This window comes from Puribacter membranae, from assembly GCF_055380425.1.
On the sequence record NZ_AP040167.1, the window covers coordinates 2,420,813 to 2,437,234 of the forward strand.

At 51.8% G+C, this 16,422-nt stretch carries 17 protein-coding genes; 5 read left to right on the top strand and 12 right to left on the bottom strand.

Features of this window, described 5'->3' with window-relative positions:
* Positions 1-114: 114 nt before the first annotated feature.
* From ACZ41M_RS11820 to cstA, 3 genes are all read right to left on the bottom strand, one after another.
* Positions 115-1,191 (bottom strand): CobW family GTP-binding protein, encoded by a 1,077-nt coding sequence (locus ACZ41M_RS11820; RefSeq protein WP_464730984.1) that lies wholly within the window; start codon positions 1,189-1,191, stop codon positions 115-117.
* Entirely contained in the window at positions 1,175-1,372 is a 198-nt protein-coding gene (locus ACZ41M_RS11825) for a YbdD/YjiX family protein (protein WP_464730983.1), read from the bottom strand. The genes ACZ41M_RS11820 and ACZ41M_RS11825 overlap by 17 nt, the downstream gene beginning before the upstream one ends.
* A gap of 89 nt (positions 1,373-1,461) precedes the next feature.
* On the bottom strand, positions 1,462-3,585 hold the full coding sequence (gene cstA / locus ACZ41M_RS11830; protein ID WP_464730982.1) for a pyruvate/proton symporter CstA: 2,124 nt from the start codon (positions 3,583-3,585) through the stop codon (positions 1,462-1,464).
* A gap of 367 nt (positions 3,586-3,952) precedes the next feature.
* Between cstA and ACZ41M_RS11835 the strand changes: the two genes are divergently transcribed.
* The 3 genes from ACZ41M_RS11835 (at position 3,953) to ACZ41M_RS11845 (ending at position 7,742) form a co-directional block, all read left to right on the top strand.
* The gene (locus ACZ41M_RS11835) at positions 3,953-5,440 is read left to right on the top strand and encodes an aldehyde dehydrogenase (RefSeq protein WP_464730981.1); all 1,488 of its coding nucleotides are present in this window, start codon (positions 3,953-3,955) and stop codon (positions 5,438-5,440) included.
* A gap of 106 nt (positions 5,441-5,546) precedes the next feature.
* Positions 5,547-6,842: an NAD(P)/FAD-dependent oxidoreductase gene (locus ACZ41M_RS11840; RefSeq protein WP_464730980.1), complete on the top strand. Its 1,296-nt coding sequence runs from the start codon at positions 5,547-5,549 to the stop codon at positions 6,840-6,842.
* A 150-nt stretch (positions 6,843-6,992) separates the two neighbouring features.
* Complete coding sequence (locus ACZ41M_RS11845; RefSeq protein WP_464730979.1) at positions 6,993-7,742, top strand: SGNH/GDSL hydrolase family protein; 750 nt, start codon at positions 6,993-6,995, stop codon at positions 7,740-7,742.
* 3 nt (positions 7,743-7,745) lie between these two features.
* Here ACZ41M_RS11845 and ACZ41M_RS11850 read toward each other — a convergent pair whose 3' ends face one another.
* On the bottom strand, positions 7,746-8,564 hold the full coding sequence (locus tag ACZ41M_RS11850) for an integrase core domain-containing protein (protein WP_464730411.1): 819 nt from the start codon (positions 8,562-8,564) through the stop codon (positions 7,746-7,748).
* Between the two features lie 76 nt (positions 8,565-8,640).
* On the opposite strand from ACZ41M_RS11850, the gene ACZ41M_RS11855 reads away from it, so the two are divergent.
* Positions 8,641-9,696, top strand: coding sequence for an autotransporter outer membrane beta-barrel domain-containing protein (locus tag ACZ41M_RS11855; RefSeq protein WP_464730978.1), 1,056 nt, complete (start codon positions 8,641-8,643; stop codon positions 9,694-9,696).
* A 56-nt stretch (positions 9,697-9,752) separates the two neighbouring features.
* Here the strand turns inward: ACZ41M_RS11855 and ACZ41M_RS11860 are convergent, their stop codons facing one another.
* The 3 genes from ACZ41M_RS11860 to ACZ41M_RS11870 are packed head-to-tail and all read right to left on the bottom strand — an operon-like array spanning position 9,753 to position 12,453.
* Complete coding sequence (locus ACZ41M_RS11860; protein WP_464730977.1) at positions 9,753-11,114, bottom strand: MFS transporter; 1,362 nt, start codon at positions 11,112-11,114, stop codon at positions 9,753-9,755.
* Positions 11,053-12,138, bottom strand: a complete 1,086-nt coding sequence (locus ACZ41M_RS11865; RefSeq protein ID WP_464730976.1) for a DUF2804 domain-containing protein — start codon at positions 12,136-12,138, stop codon at positions 11,053-11,055. Before ACZ41M_RS11865 ends, ACZ41M_RS11860 begins: the two co-directional genes overlap by 62 nt.
* 12 nt (positions 12,139-12,150) lie before the next feature.
* Entirely contained in the window at positions 12,151-12,453 is a 303-nt protein-coding gene (locus ACZ41M_RS11870) for a Dabb family protein (protein WP_464730975.1), read from the bottom strand.
* 116 nt (positions 12,454-12,569) lie between these two features.
* Between ACZ41M_RS11870 and ACZ41M_RS11875 the strand changes: the two genes are divergently transcribed.
* The gene (locus tag ACZ41M_RS11875) at positions 12,570-13,499 is read left to right on the top strand and encodes a pseudouridine synthase (RefSeq protein WP_464730974.1); all 930 of its coding nucleotides are present in this window, start codon (positions 12,570-12,572) and stop codon (positions 13,497-13,499) included.
* A 224-nt stretch (positions 13,500-13,723) separates the two neighbouring features.
* On the opposite strand, the gene ACZ41M_RS11880 is transcribed toward ACZ41M_RS11875, so the two are convergent.
* The 5 genes from ACZ41M_RS11880 to ccoS form a co-directional block, all read right to left on the bottom strand.
* Positions 13,724-14,524: a hypothetical protein gene (locus tag ACZ41M_RS11880; RefSeq protein ID WP_464730973.1), complete on the bottom strand. Its 801-nt coding sequence runs from the start codon at positions 14,522-14,524 to the stop codon at positions 13,724-13,726.
* A gap of 4 nt (positions 14,525-14,528) precedes the next feature.
* The gene (locus tag ACZ41M_RS11885; protein ID WP_464730972.1) at positions 14,529-15,002 is read right to left on the bottom strand and encodes a hypothetical protein; all 474 of its coding nucleotides are present in this window, start codon (positions 15,000-15,002) and stop codon (positions 14,529-14,531) included.
* Between the two features lie 125 nt (positions 15,003-15,127).
* Positions 15,128-15,673, bottom strand: a complete 546-nt coding sequence (locus ACZ41M_RS11890) for an REP-associated tyrosine transposase (RefSeq protein WP_464730971.1) — start codon at positions 15,671-15,673, stop codon at positions 15,128-15,130.
* A 208-nt stretch (positions 15,674-15,881) separates the two neighbouring features.
* Complete coding sequence (locus tag ACZ41M_RS11895) at positions 15,882-16,247, bottom strand: MmcQ/YjbR family DNA-binding protein (protein ID WP_464730970.1); 366 nt, start codon at positions 16,245-16,247, stop codon at positions 15,882-15,884.
* Complete coding sequence (gene ccoS, locus ACZ41M_RS11900; RefSeq protein WP_464730969.1) at positions 16,244-16,417, bottom strand: cbb3-type cytochrome oxidase assembly protein CcoS; 174 nt, start codon at positions 16,415-16,417, stop codon at positions 16,244-16,246. The genes ACZ41M_RS11895 and ccoS overlap by 4 nt, the downstream gene beginning before the upstream one ends.
* Positions 16,418-16,422: the final 5 nt, after the last annotated feature.

The following is a 16,422-nucleotide window of genomic DNA, read 5'->3' on the forward strand; positions in this document are numbered from 1 at the left end:
ACTGGGGTAAACACCTGTTAAGTGTATGGTTACTCAGAAGATTGTTTGGGTATTGGTGTGGTTTGAATCACACACCGCGCATACCGTCACAACGGGTTTGGATTTTTTGGGTGTTTAGGCTTGCGTTTGGATAAACGCCTGTTTCAATGCATCATAAGGCAAATAACGGCCAATGATGACCAGCAGTGATTGGCGCGTACCTCTAAACTCTGCGCCATAATCAAAGCCGACCACTTTGTGCACGCCTTGTACAATCAAGGTACGCGGCTCGCCCGCTATTGCCAAAACCCCTTTGTAGCGCAGCATGTCATTGCCGTGGGTTTCCACCAGATGTTCCATCAGCGCACCGATTTTTTTGAGGTCCAACTCACCCGCCGTAAACGCATAGGACTGAATGTCGTCATTCCATGACTGCTCTGACTGGCTCAGGGTAGAAGAGGTAAAAGGGGTGAAGTTGAACCAGTTTGCGCTTGAGTCGGCGGCTTGAGGTGCAAGCGGGCGGTTGGCTGTGGCTTGATACACGCCTTGGCTTAATTGTAATGCGTCATCCAGTTCAAAAGCACCGATGTTCAGCCACGATTCTTTGGGCAGTGCGCCGTGTGTGGCCTCGATCATGGTTGCTTTGCTGTTAATGCGGTGAATTCGTGACAGCACGTGGGTTTTTTCTGATGCGTCGATCAAGTCGGTTTTGCTCAGAATAATTCGGTCGGCAAAGCCAATTTGTGCCGAGGCGACTCGATGCTCGTCCAATTGTCGGGTAATGTGGTGCGCGTCAACCAAAGTAATCACCGCATCCAGCATCAGGCGTTCGCGCAGAACCTCGTCCACAAAAAAAGTTTGGATGATCGGCCCCGGATCGGCCAAGCCGGTGGTCTCTAAAATCAGCCGGTCAATGTGCAGCGCTCCGCCATCGATTTTCGCCAAAATATCTTGTAAGGCCGCGCTTAATTCGCCGCGAATGCTGCAACAGACGCAACCGTTGCTCAATTCGATGACTTCCACATTGGCCTGCGGGTGAATCAAGGCGCCGTCAATATTGACCGAGCCGAACTCATTTTCGATGATGGCGATGCGTTCGTCTTGATCTTGGCGCAGCAAATGATTGATCAGCGTGGTTTTGCCCGAACCCAAAAAACCCGTCAAGATGGTGACGGGTAAGGGCGATTTCGGTGAATTAACAGCAGCGTGCATTGCCCTTGCCTCCGTAACGTGCTTCCACCCGATCGTTGTAAAACGCTTCGTAGGTCATAGGGGTTTGCTCGGGGTGGTTGAGCCGCATGTGTTGAACATAGGTGTCGTAGTCGGGAATGCCAACCATCAGGCGCGCGGCTTGCCCCAAATATTTACCGGCTTTGCCAAGGGTTTCAAACATGTCCTGTCCTTTGTGGGATAGTCTGGGCGGGATGGTTTATGTCCATCCCGCCGCAGTTAAGTACTTACTTTAAAGCCTGATTCAGTGCATCAATGCGCTGCGCCTCTGATGATTTCATCGGCGTTCGCAGGCAATGGCGCATACGGAATTTCCTGCGCGGTCGGACGATCGGATTGAAGCGCTTTGCGGCATGCTTGTACGGTAAACAGCACCATCGCCAGTACCACGACCATGAATCCGGCCATCAAGAAACCGTCCAATTGATTGTTGAAAATCACTTGTTCGACCTGTTGTGCGGATTTGAATACCGCATTCGGTTTGAATTCACCGCCCGCAAGCAAGGCTTTGAGCTGATTGGCTTTGGCAAAAAAGCCCACAGCCGGATCGCTGCTGAATACCTTGAGCCAGCCCGCATACATGGTACACACCACCAGCCATGTGGTTGGCAGAATCGTTACCCAAGCGTACTGTTGGCGCTTCATCTTGAACAGAACCACGGTACAGAGCATCAGGGCAATCGCCGCCAACATCTGATTGGTAATACCGAACAATGGCCAGAGCATATTGATGCCGCCCAGCGGATCGTTCACGCCCATGTACAGGAAGTAACCCCACGAGGAGACCACAATACCGGTTGCCAACAAGTTCGCAGGCAAAGAGTGGGTTTGTTTCAAGCTTGGGTTAATCAAACCGAGCAAGTCTTGCAACATAAACCGTGCCGCACGCGTACCCGCATCCACCGCAGTCAAAATGAACAGGGCTTCAAACAAAATCGCAAAGTGGTACCAGAACGACATCGAACCCAAGCCACCCAGCGCTTGGTGAATGATGTGTGCCATGCCCACCGCGAGGGTTGGAGCGCCACCTGCACGCGAGATGATGCTTTTCTCACCCACATCGGCAGCGATTTGATTGAGTACTTCAGGCGTGATCACAAAGCCCCATTGGCTCACCGTTTGCGAAGCCGCCAGCGCGACATCCTGCAAGCCGTTTGGATTGAGCGCACCCATCGGGCTGTTCATCGCAAAATACACACCCGGGTCAATGATCGAGGCAGAAATCAAAGCCATGATTGCCACGAATGATTCCATCAGCATACCACCATAGCCGATCATGCGCGCTTCAGTCTCTTTGGCCAACATTTTCGGCGTAGTGCCCGAAGAAATCAACGCATGGAAACCCGATACCGCACCACAGGCAATGGTAATAAAGAGGAATGGGAACAGGCTACCCGCCCAAACCGGACCTTTGCCGTTGAACGCGAATTTCGTTACCGCAGGCATTTGCATTTCCGGCATCAGCACCACAATCCCCAAGGCCAAGCCGACAATCGCACCGATTTTCAAGAAAGTGGACAGATAGTCACGCGGTGCGAGCAGCAACCAAACCGGCAAAACGGCGGCGACAAAGCCATAAATCACCAACGCCCAAGTCAAGGCATTACCGCTTAAGTCAAACCACGGCGCCCAAGTGGCACTTTCTGCTACGCGACCACCGATGATGATTGCAAAAATCAAACCCGCAACGCCCATGATGGACGCTTCGAGAATTTTCCCCGGGCGAATATAGCGCAGGTAAATCCCCATGAAAAACGCCAGCGGAATGGTAAAGGCCACGGTGAACGTACCCCAAGGGCTGTGCGTCAAAGCTTTGACCACAATCATTGCCAACACCGCCAAAATGATGATCATAATCATAAAGCAGGCAATCAGCGCGATCACACCCGGTACTGTCCCCATTTCAGACTTGATCAACTCGCCCAGCGAACGACCATCGCGGCGCGTGGACACAAACAGCACCATATAGTCCTGCACCGCACCGGCCAGCACCACGCCGACCAAAATCCAAATCATGCTCGGCAAATAACCCATTTGCGCGGCCAACACCGGACCGACCAAAGGGCCGGCGCCGGCAATCGCGGCGAAATGGTGACCAAACAGCACGACTTTATTGGTCGGCACATAGTCCAGACCATCGTTGTGCCGAAACGCAGGAGTCATGCGCGTGCCGTCCACTTGCAAGACTCTATCGGCAATATACAAACTATAAAAACGATAGGCAATCAAATACACACAGACTGCCGCGGTCAGCACCCACATCGCATTGATGGTCTCGCCGCGATTGAGCGCCGTGTAGGCAAAGGCCACGGTGCCAATGATGGCGACCAAGCCCCAGATGAGTTTATGAGTGATGCTTGAGTGATTGGATGACATGTATTCCTCCGTGAATAATGGTCAACTTATTTTCAGGATGGTTTATAAAAATGGTAGAAAACAAGTAGGGATAAGTTTAGCCCTTTTTGTTGGTAGATGCATACTTTTTCCGAGAAAAAAGTAAAAATAATGCATGGGTGGCATGGCAGGGTTCGCGGTATGATGCTTGTATCCCGAAGGGGAAGTGGCCTGATTTGCCATCAGTTTTACAATCAATTCAGGAGCCATTTTCGGGGCGAATGCGCGTCCACTTCAATCACCGCTTAACGCACGTCAGATCGGGATTTATAATGAGCGCATCAAATCAATGAAGCCGTGCTTCCCGCCATGTATTTGGAAGCACAAGCGAACAAGTAAAGGAGATGAAATGAGTGTGACGAATTGGAAAGAGCGCGCTGCGCAATTAAAACTGAATGGTCAGGCGTTCATCAATGGTCGACGCGTGGATGCCGTTTCCGGAGCGACGTTTGACTGTATCAGTCCGTGCAACGGGCAAAAGCTAACCGACGTTGCGCGCTGTGACAAAGCCGACGTGGACATCGCGGTTAAAGCCGCGCGCGAAGCGTTTGAGGACGGTCGCTGGTCGCACCTGTCGCCGCGCAAGCGCAAAGAAATCCTGATTCGTTTTGCCGATCTGATCGTCGAATGCAAAAACGAATTGGCGCTGACCGAGACGCTGGATATGGGCAAACCGATCAGTAATGCGCTGGCCGTGGACGTGGCGAGTGCGCAAAATACCGTCCGCTGGTTTGGCGAAGCGATTGACAAGGTATACGACGAAGTCGCACCGACGCCGCGCGACTCGCTCGCCTTGATTACGCGCGAGCCGGTCGGCGTGGTTGCAGCGATCGTGCCGTGGAATTATCCGCTGCTCATGACTGCGTGGAAAATTGCACCAGCCCTGGCCGTGGGTAACTCTGTGGTGCTCAAACCTTCTGAAAAATCACCGCTGACCGGTTTGCGCTTGGCCGAGTTGGCCTTGGAGGCAGGCATTCCGGCGGGCGTGTTTAACGTCGTTACCGGCTTTGGTCACGAAGCGGGCGCGGCCTTGGCCGAGCATATGGACGTGGATTGCGTCGCATTTACCGGCTCCACCGCCGTGGGCAAACGCATCATGGCGGCCGCTGCCAACAGCAATCTGAAGCGAGCGTGGATGGAATTGGGCGGCAAATCGCCGAACATCGTATTTGCCGATTGCCCTGATATGGATGCGGCGGCAGCGGCAGCAGCAGGCAATGTATTTTATAACCAAGGCGAGAGCTGCAATGCGCCGACCCGTCTGTATGTGCAAGCGAGCATCAAAGACGAATTCATGAAAAAAGTTGCGGCGCACGTGGCCGGATTTAAGCCGGGCGATCCGTTGGATCCTGAGACGACCATGGGTGCGATTGTCGATGATATTCAGTTGAACAGTGTCATGAAATACATTGAATCGGGCAAAACCGAAGGCGCGGAACTACTCGCCGGTGGCAATCGCTGCCGTGAGGAGTCCGGTGGCTATTTCATCGAGCCGACGATTTTCGTGACCGACAAAAATCACACCATCGCGCGCGAAGAAATTTTTGGCCCGGTGTTATCCGCCATGAGTTTTGAGACCGAAGAGGAAGTTATTGCGCTGGCGAATGATTCGATCTACGGTTTGCAAGCAGGCTTGTGGACTGCCGACATTTCACGCGCACATCGCGTCGCGCGTGCGCTCAAGGCGGGCACGGTGCACGTGAATCAGTACAACGATGACGACATCACCGTACCGTTTGGCGGCTACAAACAATCGGGCAATGGCCGCGATAAATCTCTGCACAGCATGGATAAATATTGCGAATTGAAAACTACTTGGATCAAGATTGATTATTGATTCAAATTACTTTTAATGGTTCCTTGATTTAGTCCCTTGAAGTCATAAAAATCCGCACGTTTGCACATGCGGCAGGGACTTTTTAACCTTTTTATAGAGGACACGTATGACACACACCGCATTGGAAAAAACCTATTACGCCGCCACGGCCAACCCTTCGCCGGAGCGTCCGGCATTGCAAGGCGACGTACACGCAGACGTCTGCGTGATTGGCGCGGGTTATACCGGTTTGTCCACCGCGTTGTTTTTGGCCGAGGCGGGCATGCAGGTGGTGGTTTTGGAAGCCGTTAAGGTGGGCTTCGGCGCATCGGGTCGTAACGGCGGCCAGTTGGTCAATAGCTACAGCCGCGACATTGACACCGTGGCCAAACAGGTCGATGCGAAGGCTGCGAAACTGATCGGCGACATGGCGTTCGAAGGCAATCGCATCATTCGCGAACGCATTGAGCGTTACAACATCCAATGTGATTTGAAAAACGGCGGCGTGTTCGCCGCGTTTAACGCCAAACAAATGCACCACCTCGAATCGCAGCAAAAACTCTGGGCGAGCTATGGCTACGATAAAGTCGAAATGCTCGATAAAGAACAATTGCGTGCCATCGTCAATACCGACAGCTACATCGGCGGCTCGATTGACCACGGCGGCGGTCACATGCACTCGCTCAACCTCGCGCTGGGCGAAGCGGCGGCGATCGAGTCACATGGTGGCAAAATTTATGAGCATTCAGCAGTGGTTAAAATTGAGCGTACAGCCGGACAAGGTGGATCACCGATTGTGCACACCACACAAGGCCGTGTTTTGGCGAAAAAAGTCGTGGTCGCGGGCAATGCCTATCTGGGCAATCTTGTACCCGAATTGGCGGCGAAAGCCATGCCATGCGGCTCGCAAGTGGTGACCACTGAGGTACTGTCCGACGAGATGGTGCAGGATTTGATTCCGCACGGCCAATGCGTGGAAGACTGCAATTACCTGCTCGACTACTATCGCATCACTGGTGACAATCGCCTGTTGTACGGCGGCGGCGTGGTCTACGGCGCGCGCGATCCGGACAATGTCGAAGCGATCATTCGCCCGAAAATGCTCAAAACCTTCCCACAGCTCAAAGATGTGAAAATTGACTTCGCGTGGACGGGTAACTTCCTGCTGACGCTCTCGCGCCTGCCGCAGGTCGGGATTTTGAACGACAACATTTACTATTCGCAAGGCTGCTCCGGCCACGGCATCACCTACACCCATTTGGCGGGCAAAGTGCTGTCCGAGGCGTTGCTCGGTCGCCCTGAGCGCATGCGGGCGTTTGCCCAACTGCCGCATTACCCGTTCCCGGGTGGGCGTACGTTCAGCGTGCCATTTTCGGCCATTGGCGCGGCTTGGTACAGTTTGCGCGATCGTTTGGGCGTGTGAATGTGATATTGCGGGCGTTGATCAAGTGAAACGGTGAGCCATGCTCGCCGTTTTTTTGCAGTGCAATATCGAAAAATAGGAACGACCGTTAGAAAAATGTTAAGGTGGCGAACCTTATACCTACAAACAAAGATACATCAAGGAGACATAATGATACGCAATACGGCAGTCCGCTTTTCCCAATCCCTGAAACCGATCAGCATCGCCACGATGTTCGCCTGTGCTGCCATGAGCGCGCAGGCGGCGGACGGTGTGGTGATTATTGGCGACAGTCTGTCCGATGGTGGCTACTACGCCGCGATTGGCGGACAGCGTTTCACCACCAATCCGGGCAAGACGGCGGCGGAATACATTGCCGAGGATTTGGGCTTTACCACGACACCGTCCAATCAAGGCGGCAGCAACTATGCGCAAGGGGGCGCGAAGGTCAATTCAGATTCATTGTCCACTCCGCCGGGCTTCGCACAGCGTCCGATTTCCACGCAGGTGACCGAATTTTTAAGCGCAAACGCGGGTCAAGCGAGCAATAAAATCATTTTGATTCAAGGCGGTGCGAATGATGCGTTTCAAAATTTAGCCATGTATTCCGGCGGCTACATCACGCAAGCACAATTGGCCGGTTTGACCCAACAATCCGTGGTGGATTTTGTCACGCAGATAGCGAAGTTGTCGTACCTATCGGGCAGCGAGCAGATCATTGTGCAAAATATGCCCAATCTCGGTGTGGCTCCGGCTTTTCAAAGCTTGGGTGCAACGGCAGCGGCAGGCGCAAGCCAATTGGCACAAGGGTTTAACGCAGGCGTGAGTCAAGGCTTGGCACAAACCGGCTTGAGCGTGGTTTTGCTCGACAACTACAGCCTGATTTCCGAAGTGGTCGCCAACCCAACGGCTTATGTGTAAGAATTAATCGGGTTGTTTACAGTTTGTTTGATAAAAGTAATTTTGTAGTATCTCGTAGGGGGTTAAGTTATTTAATGATTTGTGAGGTTTAACGGTATTGTAAAAGTTAATGAAGCGATTAAGTTCAATTTGTCGGTGCAACGGGTCTTTAAATTGAATTTTCTCGTGCCACATTTGCATCAAGGTACGAATGACTCGCTCAGCTTTGCCATTGGTTTGAGGTCTGGCGATGCGAGTAAAGCGCTGCCCGATGTTGTGCTGTGCGCAGGCTTGAACAAATGCGTGATGGGGTGTACCTCTATACTCCTTGCCGTTGTCTGAGTAAATGTAGTCTATCTCATAAGGGCATTGAGCCAGCAGATGTTCCATCAGGAACTGCGCAGAACTGAATTGGGTTTTATCGGGCAGGATGGCGGCGTAGAGTTCGCGCGAGTAGTCGTCTATCGCGACGAACAGATATTCGCGAGGTTGCGTGTTGTTTTGCCCTTTGATTAGGGGCAGACGTTTGGTGTCAACATGTACCATTTCGCCGGGATAGGATTTGTTATACCTTTGAGCTTCACGCTTGAGTCGAGCTTGGATACTCAACTCAATTTTAGCCAATCGTTTAAGCCCATATTGGATCGAACGATAGCGAGCATTGGTGCTGTCGCTCGGTGCAAATTGTTGTAAACGCGCTTTTTTCAGCGCTGAATAGATGGTAGGGCGACTTACTCGGTAGTGTTCTGCCAAGTGCGTCACCTTCCATTGTCGACCTTGATATAAGCGCCATATTTCCTCTCGGTCTAACGGGGTTAGGCGGACTCGTTTGTGCATATTCATTTCAGTATTTTCTCCGAAAATACTGTAAACAACGCGTTAATTTTTTACAGCTTATGGCTTTACCAATGCAACCGGCGTGGCCTGTACGGTCAGCTCGTCCTTGTTCTGTAGCGCCAATACATTGGTTAGCCCCGACGCCGCCAACACCTATGTGTTCGCCGATGGCGTGCATCCAACCACTGCGGCGCAAAAACTCAGCGCGCAGTATGCTTTATCCGTACTCAAAGCGCCCGCGCAAGTGGGTGTGGTCGGTGCGGCCGCGATGACCGCAGGACAACGCTACGCGCAGCGATTGATGACCTACGCGCCGAATGTCGGTGATCAGGCATGGCATGCCTTCGCCGATGCTGGCTACAGCAAAACCGATTTTGGCAAGGCCGATAGCAAAAATAAATATTTGCTGGTGGGCGCGGATCGCCGCATCAGCGCGGGCAATGCACATGCCGGATTGACCTTGGGCTACGATCGCGCGTCGGGTGATTTGGGCGCAGCGGCGGGCGAATTCAATCTGAAAGAAACCAGTGTGGGCGCATATGTGGGCAAAAAAGCCGATCAGGGCGCCATCATGGGCTATGTGCGCTATGGCCGATTGAGTGCAGACATTGATCGCAACATTGCGCTTGGCGCGGCCAATCGCACGGAGTCTGGCTCCAGCAAGGGTGCGCATTACACCATCGGCGTACAAGGCAATTTGGTCTTGGGCACATTCGCCAATGGCAAAGTGAAGCATGGTCCGGTGGGCGGATTCGCGTATGAAAAAATGCGTTTGGATGGCTATGATGAGGCAGGCAATACCAGCACCTCGATGAGTTTCGGCGCGCAAAAACGCGAAGGCATGGTCGCCAGCTTGGGCTACCAGTTGCGTGGCGAATTTGGCAAGGTGAAACCCTATGCGAGTCTGAGCTACGAAGTAGATGGTACCGATGCGGACAACATCAAAGCACGCCTGAAATCCGCGCCGACCAGCTTTAGTACAGAGGCGCCCAAATCGGATAACGGTGTGCGTTTAAAACTGGGAGCGCAGATTGATTTGGCCAAAAATGTGAACTTGGTCGTGGGAGCCGAGCGCACGTTTGGCAAAGATTCGGGGCAGCAAACAGTGTTTAATCTCGGAGTGGATGCGCGTTTTTAATCCGTGAAGTGTTCAAAAAACCCTCGTCGTATTGACGAGGGTTTTTTATGTTTGCGTCATCTGGATACCTTGAGGTGCTGTATTTTCAACGTCCCGTAGGCAAACCACGCGTAGCCGAGCAAGTGACACAACGCAATCAGGCCAAATACCGCGCGATACGCGTTTGGCTCCATCCAGCCCGCCGATTTCAAGCCATCAATCAGCAGCCCCATACCCCATTGCCAGAAAAACGCACCGGCAAACAGCAGCAGGTTAAACGCCGTCATCGCGCGCCCCGCTTGATGCGGAGGTACGGTCAGGCCCAACGCGGGCTGAGCCAGTGAAATCACCGTGGCCAAACCGCAAAACAGCGCAATCGCCCACCAACCGGCGCTTGAACCGAGCAGAGCAATGCCGAACAACACCACAAAACTGGCGGGTAAACCCCACAAAATCAAATGGTCGGCGGAAATCCGCCGCCGCGTCAGTATCGGATTAACCACGCCCCACAGCCAAAAAACGACGAGCGTGGTTAGATTGATCCAAAACAGCCCTGTCGCCGCCTGAGACGGCGTATCGCCCGCGACCCGTGTCATCCATGGCCCCGCCCACAGCGTTTGGATGGCGAGAACGCCGCCGTAGTTCACAAACGCCAAGGGCGCGAGCCGCCAAAAATACGCATGATGCCAGATGAAGCGATAATCCTCGGCGAATGAGCTTTTCGGTGTATTCGCCGTTTGATGATGCCAAACCGGCACACGTCGCCACACGCCGATCAGCGCTACGGCAAATAGTACCGCCAAAAGCACAAATACCTTGCGCCAGCCAATCAGCGGCAAAGCCCATTGCACCGGCACGGTTGCGAACAACAGGCCGAAGGAGCCTGCCATCAGCATCCACGCATTGCTGCGCAGTTGTGTCTGCGGCTCAAACCACGTGCGATAGCCGGTCAGCGGCGCCATCAGGCACGCACTCACGCCGATGCCACCCAAAAAGCGTGCAAACAGCAAACTCCAAAAACCCTGTGCAAAAGCAAATGCCAGACAACTCGCCGCCGCCAGCGCCAACAGCACCATCAGCACATCACGCGGCCCGATGCGATCCAGCCAGCGTCCGAGCGGCAACTGCATGCCCGCAAAACCAAAAAAATACACGCCCGCGAGCAGTCCCAATTGTCCCGCGCTCAGTGACAATTCCTGCGTCAATACCGGCGCGAGCGTGCCGGTGACGCCGCGCATCATGGTGGAGAGAAAATAGCCAAAGGCCAAAATGGCGAAAATCACAATCGCACGGCTTTGCGGCATTTTAGTTGCTGAATGGGCTGTTGAGCTGGTCGCTGAATGACCCGCTGAAACGGAGGACGAAGTATTCATAAATTTACCAAAGTGCCCGATGACGCTCCACCACGCCGATACCGGTGAGCGTGTGCTCACTGCCATCGTCATCGCGCCAAACGCCGCGAAATGCGCCAAATGGCTGGGTGAAGTCGCTGGCTAAAAGCCCGAGGTTAATGCGCTCGCTCCGCGCACCTTCGGGCGTGAACTGCATGCGCAGACGATCGTCTGCGGTGCGAATTTGCCACGTCTGCGCCGTATCCGTTGGCAGATCATCAAAAATGGCTTGTGGCAGGGCGATTACGTGGGTTTGAGCGCCATCCTTTGAGCCTTCTCTTGTGCCCTCGGCAGCACCAATCCACACCGCGTTTTCCAAACCATTCATGGTCTGCGCGACCAGATTGCCCGACAGCGTGCGCCCGTCGTCGAGTTGGCCGATCCAGCTCGCCCATTGCCACAGCGTCGCGCGCGGCGGATAACCGAGCGTGAAATCAAATACGCCGCGCACATCGGTCAGCTCGTGTGTCTCATTGTGCATACGCAGACGCAAATTCGCCACAGCGCCGGTTAATTTGTGCGTGTAGTGAAACGGGCGCGATGGCTGCCCGCGATGTGATGCGCTCGGCGCATTGTTCAGCGCGCTGATGCTGGTGCGATTATCGTGTAGTTCAAACGACACATCCCAATCAGGGTGTGTGAACTGAAAATGCCAGCCGGATTGATCGGTCAACGGCTGAATGCGCCATGATTTATCCCCCTGCTTGAGCGCCCAAACGCCGTTCGGTGACGGCTGAAAATCCGCAGCGAACGCCAGCGGACGTAGGCTGTTGTATTCCATCATGCGGCGACTTTGTCGGTCAAACACATAGACAAAAGCGCTGCCGAGTAAGCCCGCATCCGCAATCGCGCAACCGACAATCCAGCGCTCGCTAAATACCGCGCCGTAGAGCCAGCCCTTGCGTTGCAGGCGACGCGGTGAGCGCAGGCCGCAATTCGCATCCCAATGCGCGGTGGACAGATCGCCAATCGGCGCGTCAAAACGACCGGCGGGTATGGCATGTGTGATACTATTTTTCGTGGTGGTGAGCGACGCAGGCGCAGCAGAAAAACCGTGATAGTGAATGGGCATGATGGCGATGGTTTAAATTTCGTAATCAACCAAATGCCGTGCGCTCACCACCTCCTTGATGAACGCCACGACCGCCTGATGTGCCGGGTGTGCCTGATACGCCGCCAAGGCCGCGCGGTCGGTGAATTCGGAGTATAGCACCACATCCGCGCTCGCCTCGGTGGCGGAAAAATCAATACCGACTTCGATCGCCAGCACGCCATCGATTTGTCCGCGCAGGGCTTCGAGTTTGGATTTCATCAGTTGCGCGTTGGTCATTTTGTCATTGCCTTCGGCGTGGTCCTTGAGTCGCCACATGACGATGTGTTTGATCATTTTTTATCCTTGCTTGAGTTATGTGTGAGGGGTGACTATAGGATAATTGCTGGGAAAAGTAAATCGCCGATGGTCGCTATAGCTGTGATGAATGCGATCCAGTACAATATCACGCCATGAGTATCCATTCAAAAAATGCCCCATTACCGCTGCGCGACGGTGTGAAGCCGAGCTATCTGTGCCTGCCCCATGATGTGCGCTACATCGGTCAGCCGCTGTTACGCTTTTTGTGTGAACGCTTTTCCTTTGTCGATGAAGTGGGCTGGCGCGCGCGGCTGAACAGCGGGTTTGTGGTCGCGGCGGATGGTGCGGTATTGTCCGAAAGCGCATCATACCGCGCGGGTGAGACGATTTACTACTATCGTGAAGTCAGCCGTGAGGATGAGCCGCGCATACCGTTTGACGAAGTGATTTTGCATGTGGATGAGCACCTCATCGTGGTGGATAAACCGCATTTTCTACCCGTGATTCCGAGCGGACGCTTTTTGCGCGAAACGCTGCTCACGCGTCTGCGTCTGCGCCCCGAATTACAACATTTAAACGTCGCCGACATCACGCCGATTCATCGCCTTGACAAAGATACTGCGGGCGTGATGCTGCTCTCGCACAACCGCACGACACGCGGCGCATACCAAAGCCTGTTTCAATCGCGCGCTGTAACCAAAGTCTACGAAGCCATCGCGCCAACGCGCACCGATTTAAACTACCCGCTGCGCGTCGCCTCGCGGATGGTGCGTGGCGAGGATTTTTTCCTGACACAGGAAGTTGATGGCGAACCGAATGCCTTCACCACCATTGAGCTGATCGAAAATCGCGGTGCATACAGCCGATACCGCCTGCATCCCGAAACCGGTAAAAAACACCAACTGCGCGTGCATATGATGCGCCTCGGTATGCCGCTGCTCAACGATGGTCTGTATCCTGTGCCTACACCGATGGATGTGGTGGACTATGACAAACCACTGAAACTACTCGCGCGGTCGATTGAGTTTGTTGATCCGATCACCTTTGAAAAGCGAGGTTTTGAAAGCCAGTTGGAATTATGATGCGCAATCAGTGGTGCGTCTTTTTTGATGGAGTGTATTATTTATTGAATGATACGCGTGGGTAACAAGTTACCCACCCTACTTGGCTTGCACCAAATGGATGCGACGGCGCATGGAATGGAGCGAAATGCGCATCAAAAGCCTGAAAACAGACAATCCGCAACTGGGATTCTTTGCCTAAACCATGAAAAACCCCGCTTTCGGGCGGGGTGTTATTTTCATAACTAGATAATGGATTTTGCTTTCTGTATGTTGCGTTGGCTTTTCCTTTGTGCTTGATCTAATCGTTCCAATATAACGTAAAATGGCTTATTTACCTCCAGATGGGTGGTCATTTTAATGTGCTCATTACCTACTATCCATTCTGTAAAATAAAGACGTAGATTCTCATCAAAATATAAAGGTCTGGTTGGTTGTCCGTATTTTTCGCGCAATGCCGATTCAATGGTACTTCGAGATGAAAAATCAAAGGAAATTTGAACGACTTCAACTGTATCATCGTCAAAAATGACAGAAGGATATATCTCTTTACCATCAATTTCAGGTTGAGGGCCAGATAGTTCGCATTTTGTTCCTAGGCATCTAAAAAACGTAACATGCTCAACCTCATCAGGATTCATCCCTAAGCGTATATTAAATAAAGATAACCGACTGTTTGGCTTGTAAGATCCACAGTTCTCAAACCTCAAATTGTATTGTGATCTATGGTGAACCCCTGATATATGCAACGTACCGCTATCCAAGCGTATATTTATTTTCGACTTTCCCCCCATGTTTCGACCTTCATCCCAATACTCTTCATTACCATACAATGTAAAACTTCCGTCATTGTTATTGATAATTTTAGTTAATTTAGCCATTCCTGTTTCTGAGTCTGGGTTGAAATAATTTGGCTCGAATATAGCGCTAGTGGTGTCAGTTGAATCACAATTAACCTTCCATTCACCAAGATATTCAGAAGGTATTGAAGCGGCGAAGGTAATACTTGAATACATGAGTGCTAATATTGCAATAGTTTTTTTCATAATTTCACTTTAATTTTTTGGTCAAGCGTTTAGACACCAATATCCCCATTGCTCTGTATATATTCTCAGAGTATTCGCCTGAGTTTTCGTCGTAGATTCCTGTGCGTTTGTATGCTGCGATTAGCCTGTCGCTGATGTTTTGATTCAAAAAGAAAGGATTTTGATCGCCAGTAAGTCGAAATCCCAAGTTGTCATCGAGCCATTTTCCACCCAAGTCAAGGTAGGTGCAAAAATACAATGAGTCTGACTCGGCATAGCATTTACTTATTGTGCCAATAACAGAAGTAATTCCACCTTGTTTATATGTTTTGTAAATAACGGATGAGGCAGTAGAGAGTTCTGCGGCTATATCCCTTCCATCACGACCGTAGGCGTTGCTTACGCCAAGAGTTGCACAAATGAAAAACAAAACAATTTTTTTCACAATATCCCTTTGAAAATAATTGATTAAAATCACTTGCATTGTATGTGTATTCATGTATAAACATCAACGAGAATTTGAACGCCGCTGGTTTACGAGAGAATCCTGCCTGATGGCGGTAGAGGTCAGCCAAGTAGGGTGGGTAACTTGTTACCCACGCGTATTAAGCCCCTTTCATGCAATCACTCTCCATAACTACCCGCATTGTTAAATTGTTCACCACCCCAATCAATGGGGTAATCTCCCGATTGAACATATCTATGGAATGTTGAATATGGCCAATCTTGGACTCGCGAAACCAAACGATGCTTCACAGGATTGTAATGGCAATAATCCATGTGGGTTTGGTAATCGGTTTCGCCGCGTATTTGGTGTTCCCAATAGCGGCGTTGCCATAGGGTGGATTCGCCATGTTTGGCTTTGGATTCGGCCATCCATGCCGGTTGATGTAGCCAATTACGACATTGTTGTGTGACATACCGTTTGATGAGGCGCCACCTCAATGAGAAATTGGCATCGTGTTCGGGTAATGTCCAAATGGTATGTAGATGATCGGGCAATAATACCCATGCGTTAATTTCAAAAGGGTATTGTCTTCTGGTTTTTTCAATGGCAGTTCTTAATGCCAATCGCACAGGTTCTTCACACAGAAATGCTTGTCGTCGATAGGTGACAACAGTAAAAAAATAGGTGGCATTGGGTGTGTTTGCACGGCGATAGTGTGACATGGTTTGATTGTAGATTGAATTCGTTTGGGTGGCCAGTCAATTTGTCTCGTAACTACTCGCACGGTCGATTGAGTTTGTGGATCCATTGACCGGTGAGCAACGTTGTTTTGCAAGTCGGTTGGAATTATGATGCGCAATTAGTGGTGCGTCTTTTTTGATGGAGTGTATTATTTATTGAATGAGACGCGTGGGTAACAAGTTACCCACCCTACGGATTGGGGCTTTCCAACTGAGTTCTTACCCTTTTCGGCAAGCCGTTATAAATCAAATCATACGAATCGGTGATCCATTTTTTAACCAGTTCTTCGTCCAACGCGTCGTCTAAACGCACCGTATTCCAATGCCGTTTGTTCATGTGGTAGCCCGCAGTGACGAACTCGGGATAGGTGTCGCGTAGGGATAGGGCTTGGTTGGGTTCGCATTTGAGATTCAGGCACATGGGTTCTTCGGTCCATGCGAGCAGGGCGAAGATTTTACCTACCAGCCGATAGGTGAGCACTTCGGGGCCAAACGGTGCGTCTTCGGTCGCGGCGGGAAAGCTCATTAGGTAGCTGCGCCAATCATCCAGCGTCATTTTGGTTTCTCGCTGCTGTCGAGATGAACGCTGTCGTCGTCGTGCAGGATTTCGTCGCCGTATCGTTCGACGTCTTCAAATTGACCTCGATCCACCGCCCACCAAATGAAGTAGATGATGGCAAACACGAGCAGGAGACTGAGCGGGATGAGCAGAAATAGGATGTCCATAGGCG